The organism is Arthrobacter sp. Dra40, assembly GCF_059091905.1.
In genome coordinates, this window is sequence record NZ_JBNHHB010000458.1 from 1 (window position 1) to 1,674 (window position 1,674).

The following is a 1,674-nucleotide window of genomic DNA, read 5'->3' on the forward strand; positions in this document are numbered from 1 at the left end:
ACCCCTCACCTACAAAGGGAGACATTGTGGCACTGGACGTGCTAACCGACCTCACGAAGGTCCGCAATATCGGCATCATGGCCCACATCGATGCCGGCAAGACCACCACTACCGAACGCATCCTGTTCTACACGGGTGTGAACCACAAGCTCGGCGAAACTCACGACGGTGCGTCGACCACTGACTGGATGGAACAGGAAAAGGAACGCGGCATCACCATCACCTCCGCCGCGGTGACTTGCTTCTGGAACCAGAACCAGATCAACATCATCGACACCCCGGGCCACGTGGACTTCACGGTGGAGGTGGAGCGTTCGCTGCGCGTCCTCGACGGTGCCGTTGCTGTCTTCGATGGCAAGGAAGGCGTGGAGCCGCAGTCGGAGACTGTGTGGCGCCAGGCCGACAAGTACGAAGTTCCGCGTATCTGCTTCGTCAACAAGATGGACAAGCTCGGTGCTGACTTCTACTTCACGGTGGACACCATCATCAAGCGCCTGGGCGCCAAGCCGCTGGTCATGCAGCTGCCGATCGGTTCCGAGAACGACTTCATCGGCGTCGTCGACCTGATGACCATGAAGGCACTGGTATGGGAAGGCGACGCCAAGGGCGACGTCACCATGGGTGCTGCCTACGAGACCCGGGAGATTCCCGCGGACCTGCAGGCCAAAGCCGAGGAATACCGCGCGCAGCTCGTTGAGACCGTGTCCGAGTCCTCGGACGAGCTCATGGAGAAGTACCTCGAAGGCGAAGAGATCTCCATCGACGAGCTGAAGGCCGGCATCCGCAAGATGGTCGTCAACTCTGAGGTCTACCCGGTCTTCTGTGGTTCCGCGTTCAAGAACCGCGGCGTACAGCCGATGCTGGACGCCGTTATCGACTACCTGCCGTCGCCGGTGGACGTCCCGTCGATGATCGGTCACGATCCCAAGAACGAGGAAATCGAGCTGACCCGCAAGCCGAGCGAGGACGAGCCGTTCTCCGCTCTGGCGTTCAAGGTTGCCGCGCACCCGTTCTTCGGCCAGCTGACGTTCATCCGCGTCTACTCCGGTAAGGCCACTTCCGGTACGCAGTTGCTGAACACCACCAAGGGCAAGAAGGAGCGCATCGGAAAGCTGTTCCAGATGCACGCCAACAAGGAAAACCCGGTGGAAGAGGTGCACGCAGGCCACATCTACGCGGTGATCGGCCTGAAGGACACCACTACCGGCGACACCCTGTCGGCCGTCGATGCACCCATCGTGCTCGAGTCCATGTCCTTCCCGGAGCCGGTGATCTTCGTCGCGATCGAGCCGAAGACCAAGGGCGACCAGGAGAAGCTTTCCACGGCGATCCAGAAGCTCTCCGCCGAGGACCCGACGTTCACCGTTTCGCTGAACGAAGAGACCGGCCAGACCGAAATCGGCGGCATGGGCGAGCTGCACCTGGACATCCTGGTGGACCGCATGCGCCGCGAGTTCAAGGTCGAGGCCAACGTGGGCAAGCCCCAGGTGGCCTACCGCGAAACCATCAAGAAGGCTGTCGAGAAGGTCGACTTCACCCACAAGAAGCAGACGGGTGGATCCGGCCAGTTCGCGAAGGTCCAGGTCTCCTTCGAGCCGCTGGACACCACCGACGGCACCTTCTACGAGTTCGAGAACAAGGTCACCGGTGGCCGTATTCCGCGCGAATACATCC

At 61.1% G+C, this 1,674-nt stretch carries 1 protein-coding gene; it reads left to right on the forward strand.

Going from position 1 to position 1,674, the window contains the following annotated elements:
• Nucleotides 1-26: 26 nt before the first annotated feature.
• Nucleotides 27-1,674, forward strand: a 1,648-nt coding sequence (gene fusA, locus AC5RWT_RS37135; protein WP_494084578.1) for an elongation factor G, incomplete at its 3' end; no start/stop codon positions are given.